Annotated in this window: 2 protein-coding genes; both read right to left on the minus strand. The window is 39.3% G+C overall.

The annotated features are described in order from the left end of the window. A partial coding sequence (locus tag QM406_RS09775; RefSeq protein WP_414274107.1) for a mucin-binding protein occupies window positions 1-5,314 on the minus strand: 5,314 nt, incomplete at its 3' end. 613 nt (window positions 5,315-5,927) lie between these two features. Next, window positions 5,928-7,904, minus strand: a 1,977-nt coding sequence (locus QM406_RS09780; protein WP_414274108.1) for an LPXTG cell wall anchor domain-containing protein, incomplete at its 5' end; no start/stop codon positions are given.

Raw genomic sequence — 7,904 nt, forward strand, 5'->3', positions numbered from 1 at the left:
GAACATAGCCACGATCTTCATAGTACTTGATCTTATCCGCAGTTGAGTAATTGATTGCCTCACCTGATTTACCACCGACTTGATCATTGGCAAGGGTTTGACCTGTTGTTTGGTCAACGTACTTGATCACTGCTTTTTGGTCTGCCTTAACATAAACAATCTTCGTATCTTGTGAAATTCGATCTGGATCACTTTCATCATTTGGTTCAATAGTTTTATCAACAATATTGTAACCCCATGCTTGTGGTTGTTCCTCCTTAATCACATATCCTGTTGGTGCATCTGGAATTTTAGTTTCTGCTGCTTCTTTAGGATTCAATGGGTTATTTTCATAAGTCTTAGATACTGAACCTGGAATAACATTTCCTGATTCATCTACTTGAATAATCTTACCAAGTGGTTTATAAGTTACAACATCTTCAGCATTAGGATTGGTTGGAGTGACTGTTTTACTACCTGCTTCAGACTTGTCAGCGTAGTAACCAGAAACTACTGGAACACTTTCCCTACCGTAAGTATGACTGTTTTCAGTCCATGTTGTTGTACCATCAGCTTGATTCTTCTTACCTGTGAAAGTATAGTCATTTTGAATCTTATCTGAAGGTACCTGAGCTTTACCATCTGTACTTGTGTACTTAACAGTTTGTTTAGTTGGTTTTGTAACTTCAGTTGTTTTTGGTACATAGATGATTGGCGTATCTTCACCTGGTTTATCCGGTGTTACAGGTTTTCCTGGTTCTACTGGTTTACCTGGTTTGCTTGGATCTTTTGGATCTGGCAAGTATGGTTTGTAGCCTGGTACATCTGGAACAACTGGTTTACCTGGTTTGGTTGGATCCGTTGGATCATTTGGATACTTCACTTCTGGTGTTGATGGGAAGTTTGGATCGTTTGGTTTCTCCGGTTTTGGAACCAAGTTTCCAAGTGGTCTATAAGTTACAGTTTCTTCAAGATTTTCCTCAGTGACTGTCTTAGAAGCAACACTTGCTTTATCAGCGTAGTAACCTGTCAAACTTGGTGTTGGAACTGCATCATAGTTAGCCTTATTCGCTGCCCATGGTTCAGTAGGGTTAAGAACTTTACCTGTCACCTTATCAAGTGTTAAGGTGCGTGTCCATTGTGCATTTTGAACATTGTCAGCTGGGGCAGTTGCCTTACCGTCTGATACCACATAATGAACTGTTGATGTTACATCTTTGGTCCATTGATCTTTCGCAGGGTATTTAGGACTGTTTGGATCATTTGGATTGATTGGATCTGTTGGATTATGTGGATCGTTTGGTCCAACTGGTGTTTCACCATGTTTCAAGGTAACTACGAATTCTTGATCAACTGATTCATCCTTGTCATAGGTAGCTCCTGCTGGGAATCCATCACTTACAAGAACATAGCCACGATCTTGGTATTTCTTGATCTTGTCTGCAGTTGAGTAGTTAATGGCTTCATACGATTTACCAGAAACTTCATCTTTTGCTAATTCCTTATTATTAGCACTGGTATCAACATACTTGATAATAGCTTTTTGATCCGCCTTGCGGTAGATAATCGGCGTATCTTTACCTGGATTTTCAGGAGTGATTGGTTTTCCTGGTTCTACTGGTCTACCTGGTTCACCTGGTTTCGTTGGATAGTTTGGATCTGGCAAGTATGGTTTGTAGCCTGGTACATTAGGCACAACTGGTTGACCTGGTTTCGTTGGATAGTTTGGATCATTTGGATACGGCACTTCTGGTGTTGATGGGAAGTTCGGATCATTTGGTGTCTCTGGTTTTGGAACCAATTTCCCAAGTGGTCTGTAAGTTACAGTTTCTTCAAGATTTTCTTGAGTAACTGTCTTAGAAGCAACACTTGCTTTATCAGCGTAGTAACCTGTCAATCCTGGTGTTGGAACTGCATCATAGTTAGCCTTATTCGCTGCCCATGGTTCAGTAGGGTTAAGAACTTCACCTGTCACCTTATCAACATTTAAGGTACGTGTCCATTGTGCATTTTGAACCTTATCAGCTGGGGCAGTTGCCTTACCGTCTGATACCACATAATGAACAGTTGACGTTACATCTTTCTTCCATTGATTTTCCGCAGGGTATCTTGGACTCTTTGGATCATTTGGATTGATTGGCTCTGTTGGTTTATGTGGATTATTTGGTCCAACTGGAGTTACATCGTGTTCTAATCTAACTACGAATTCTTGATCAATGTTTTCATCATCATCAAATTTCTTTTGATCTTCAGAGGCCTTTTTGAATCCATCGTCTACAAGTTTGTAACCCTTATTAACAAAATCAGCAATCTTAGCTTCAGTTGAGTAGGCAATAGTTTCACCAGCTGCACCTTCAACTGTATCTTTTGCCAACTCCTTGTTGTTAGCACTTGTATCAATATATTTGACAGTAGCTTTTTGTTTTACTTTCTTATAGACAACGACTGTTTCGTATGTACCCAAATCAGACTTGGCTACAATATTGCGCCAATAAGTTTCTGAAACGGTGCGTTTACCTGCTTGAGTTTCAATAAGTGTGTCTGTTGCATTGCTTGAATCATATGAAACAGAAACTGAATCAGCTTTAGCCCCAGCTTCTAATCCTGGAACATTAGTTGATAGAATTTCTGGTTTATAGCCTTTTAGTTTTGGCGAAGCGATAGTACCATAATTATAGGTACCAGAATTTGTTCCGTCTTCTTTCCAGCCTGTATCAGCTATGTTATCTCCATCAATATCAGAAATGTGATACTTCGCTTTACTATAGGCTGCTAAGAATTCATCACCATTGCTGACACTTGAATTTTTTAAAATCTTTTTAAAGCCTTCTTGGTCAATAGAGACATCCAAAGTACGCTTCCAATCTGATGACTGGATAACATCTTCTTTAACTGGAGTTCCATCTTCGTAAACATATTTGATGACATTTTTATGAACACCAGTAGGGTTGATTTTTGATCCATTTGATACCCAAATATTTTGACGGTTATCACCTACCGGGTCAATACCATAAGTCCTATCTGTGGCAACAACTCCCCCAGTAGAAGAACCTGTTGGTACAGATGTGGCATTAGCAGGTTCTATGTGTGCTCTATTATTTTGGAAACCAGCAATAGACATAGATCCGCCCTGGATATTCATCCAAACAGAACTCTGTTTATTATGACTTTGTGCATCCCTACCATCCTTGTTCATGGAATAAACCGTATAGGTCCCAACACCTGCATTATTTGTTGGACCATTAAATTCGATTCGGTTCCCTGAAGCTTCTAATTTATTTGAGATATAAAGAATATTTCCGTGGCCAATATCCTGTGGATTGTTCCCTTGAGGAATAGTTATTGGTAGTTTCCCGGTAATTTCACCTGCTGATGTACCATCTGATTTTGTGTATCTCATAAAGGAAACATAAAGGGGATTGTTGAACTGGAAGAAGGTATTTGAACTATTACCTAGCGCCACAGATATCAACTCAGCATAGTAGTTAGTATTATCATCTCGAATATCTACAATAGAACCCTTATTCGCTTGAAAAACTGGTTCACTCTTGCGACCATTCCTAGAATCAAGGGAAATCACATCATCCCAGGCATTATCTCCACGATTGTCCATTTGCACACGGAAAGTAGCAAAGTCATCTACAAGAATCTTACCGTTCTCATTTAGACCGATATAGTTATATCCGTCATAACTTCCAGACGGACCACCGCCGCTCTTAGGCCCTTTGCCTACAGAATGGAAGGTATTGTTTGAATGTTTTCCAAAGACTACTCTTGAATCATTTCCGAAATCAAGGGCAACACCACGACCTTTATTTTCAAAGCGAACTTTGGCATTTTGACCTGTGACAAGTTCTGAGTGATTTCCCATCATAATCCCATCACGGCCATGAAATTCAAAAGTTCCACCATCGCCAATAAGAACTCGACTCGGTCCATTTTTTCTACCGTGGTTACCTGCAACATATCCACCGTAACGATCCTTATCAGTGATACCATCAGCTGGACGATTTACACCAATTGAAATCCCTTGTCCGATACTAGTATTCAAGACTAACTTAGAATCCTTACCAGTTTCCACGGTCCCACTATCAGCCATGAAAATACCAGCATTATGGTAGCGAGCATTTTCAGATCGATTGTCAGTGTTCATGTTAATAGTAAGGCTACCTTTATCTTTTACACTGACCTTAGCTCCACTTTCAAGAGTGATAGCATCCCCTTGAGAAGAGCGATTAAGCGTTAAACTAGCTCCCTCAGCAACTGTTACAGATTTAGCATCGTGAATATTTGACTCACGACGTTGGTCTGAACGGCCAGCAGCTCCAACATTGCGTTGTACGTGTTGAGTTTGACCATTTGCAGCTTGATAACTGTCACTAACTGTTGAAGTTGTAGTTCCTTTGATAACAACATGGGTGTTACCACCACCACCATAAAGTGATGAACCAACACTTGTCACGTTTTCAAAGGTTACTGTATTTGACCCACTGGTACTTGATAAATCAATCGGACCTTTAGAATTAGCAGTCGCTATTTTAAGGTTTTTAAGATTTAGTTCCCAGCTAGCTCCTGTCAATTCCAAAGTATGCGACAAAAGATCTAGACGAGCATTGCCGTCCTTACCTTGGATCGTAACTGGGCGAGATTGTGCATGAATAGTAGTCCTACGGTCAACAGATCCTGAACGTCCATTGTCGGTATTACCATTATCACCTTGAGCTACAACATCACCATTTACAGTGATTTCGCTGACATTTCCATCCTCTAAGGCTGAAACAAACTCACTCCAATTTGATACTTCACGTTTATTTTCTGAAGTAGCTCGACGTGTACGTGTTGAACGGCGTGCTTCAGCTGGAGCTTTATCAGTAGACTTATCATCTTTTTCAGCAACTTCAACTTCAGCTTTACCTTCAGTTGTTTTTGCCGTATCTTCACTTGATTCTTTAGCTGATACTTCTGATTTCTCAGATTTTGGACTTTCTGTTGCAACTTTTTCAGAATCTGAAGAAACTTCAGTTGTTTCTGGTGTTACAACAGCTTTATCAGCTACTGTTGGTTTTGAATCGGCAGTTTCTGGTGATAGAGCAGACTTATCTGCTACTGTTGGTTTTGATTCAGAAGTTCTTGGTACTGAAGATTCCGATGTACTTGTTGAACTTTCTGGACTAACAGATACTACGGAGGTGAGCAATGTTTCTGAAACATTTACCTCATCAGCACTAGCAACTTGCCCACTCAAAAAGAAGGCAGTTCCTAAAAGAACAGAGGCTAAACCAAAACTATACTTACGTAAAGAAAAGCGTTGACGCTCATTAAAATGAAACTTCATGTTTATCTCCTTTAATTTTTTTACACAAATTTAGTATATCACTATATTTATAAAAATCAAGTGTTAGCGGTTACTTTTTTATAAAAAACGCACTATATATATTGAATTCAATATTTTTTTACATCTTTTATCGGAAACTTAGTAATTCTTTAACAAATAGAACTAAAGAAACAAACATGCATCTAGTAATGTATTTCAGCCATACTATAAGAGATTTATCCATTTTTATATTCATACAATTTATTTAACAGTATTAAAAATTTTTAGTAAATATTTTTTTCCGAGATTTATAGTTTTATCTTTTAGTTTTTCAACAAATCCTTCTATCTCTGGATATAAAAATGGAGAGAACAACGACTGTCCTCTCCAGATGTTATAGTAGATTGAAATAAGGTATGAACAAATCGATTAGGAAAGTCAAACTAATTTCTAGAAATATTTTTAGCAGTCTTAGTATCCTGTTCTAGATTCATTCTATTATAGCTTTTTTCAACACTACAGTTGACAAAGATCCTCATTATCCATCAAAAAAACCGTAAGAATTTCTTCTTACGGTTTTTCTAGCAAATTCATAGAATTAAGATTCTCAGTTTTGCTTTATTTGAGTAATTTCTTACTCTTCTTCCTCACGTTTTTTAGCGAAGAGGAGTCCGCCTGTCGCTGCTGCAAGAAGTGCTAAAGCAAGTGAAGCGCTAGATTGTTCTGTACCAGTATTTGGCAATTCTTTCGCTCCTGCTTTCTTAGCTGGTGCTTGAGCAGGTGAATCTTGGTTAGCAGCTGGATTACCTGCTACTGAACCATCTGATTTCTTAACTGTCTTATCTGCTGGGATAAAGGCTGTGGTGCCATCTTCAAAGGTTACAATTACTGATCCGTCTTTGTTAACCTTGATATCTTTCGCAGTTGGGTTAGATTTCTTAACTTCATCTGCTACCTTACCTTTTTCTGCATCAGTCAAGTTGCTTGGATCTGTAACTGGTGTTACTGATGGATCCTTAACGACTTTATCAGCTGATTTCTTAACTGTCTTATCTGCTGGGATAACCGCTGTTGTACCATCTGGGTATGTAACAGTTGTTGTACCATCTTTGCCAACTTTAACATCAGTTACGGTTGGGTTAGATTTCTTAACTTCGTCGGCTATCTTAGCTTTTTCTGCATCAGTCAAGTTGCTTGGATCTGTAACTGGTGTTACTGATGGATCCTTAACGACTTTATCAGCTGATTTCTTAACTGCCTTATCTGCTGGGATAACCGCTGTTGTACCATCTGGATATGTAACAGTTGTTGTGCCATCTTTGCCAACTTTAACGTCAGTTACGGTTGGGTTAGATTTCTTAACTTCGTCGGCTACTTTACCTTTCTCAGCGTCAGTCAAGTTGCTTGGATCTGTAACTGGTGTTACTGATGGATCCTTAACTGCTTTATCAGCTGATTTCTTAGCTGTCTTATCTGCTGGGATAACCGCTGTTGTACCATCTGGATATGTAACAGTTGTTGTACCATCTTTGCCAACTTTAACATCAGTTACGGTTGGGTTAGATTTCTTAACTTCATCGGCTACCTTAGCTTTTTCTGCATCAGTCAAGTTGCTTGGATCTGTAACCGGAGTTACTGATGGATCCTTAACTGCTTTATCAGCTGATTTCTTAACTGTCTTATCTGCTGGGATAACCGCTGTTGTACCATCTGGATATGTGACAGTTGTTGTGCCATCTTTGCCAACTTTAACGTCAGTTACGGTTGGGTTAGATTTCTTAACTTCGTCGGCTACCTTAGCTTTTTCTGCATCAGTCAAGTTGCTTGGATCTGTAACTGGTGTTACTGATGGATCCTTAACTGCTTTATCAGCTGATTTCTTAGCTGTCTTATCTGCTGGGATAACCGCTGTTGTACCATCTGGGTATGTAACAGTTGTTGTACCATCTTTGCCAACTTTAACATCAGTTACGGTTGGGTTAGATTTCTTAACTTCATCGGCTACCTTAGCTTTTTCTGCATCAGTCAAGTTGCTTGGATCTGTAACTGGTGTTACTGATGGATCCTTAACTGCTTTATCAGCTGATTTCTTAACTGCCTTATCTGCTGGGATAACCGCTGTTGTACCATCTGGGTATGTAACAGTTGTTGTGCCATCTTTGCCAACTTTAACATCAGTTACGGTTGGGTTAGATTTCTTAACTTCGTCGGCTACCTTAGCTTTTTCTGCATCAGTCAAGTTGCTTGGATCTGTAACTGGTGTTACTGATGGATCCTTCGTACCTTCATCGGATGATTTCTTAACTGCCTTATCTGCTGGGATAACCGCTGTTGTGCCATCTGGGTATGTAACAGTTGTTGTGCCATCTTTGCCAACTTTAACATCAGTTACGGTTGGGTTTGATTTCTTAACTTCGTCGGCTACTTTAGCTTTTTCTGCATCAGTCAAGTTGCTTGGATCTGTAACAGGAGTTACTGATGGATCCTTAACTTCTTTATCATCTGATTTCTTAACTGCCTTATCTGCTGGGATAACCGCTGTTGTACCATCTGGGTATGTAACAGTTGTTGTGCCATCTTTGCCAACTTTAACATCAGTTACGGTTGGGTT

The organism is Streptococcus infantis, from assembly GCF_047465035.1.
Lineage (GTDB): Bacteria > Bacillota > Bacilli > Lactobacillales > Streptococcaceae > Streptococcus > Streptococcus infantis_T.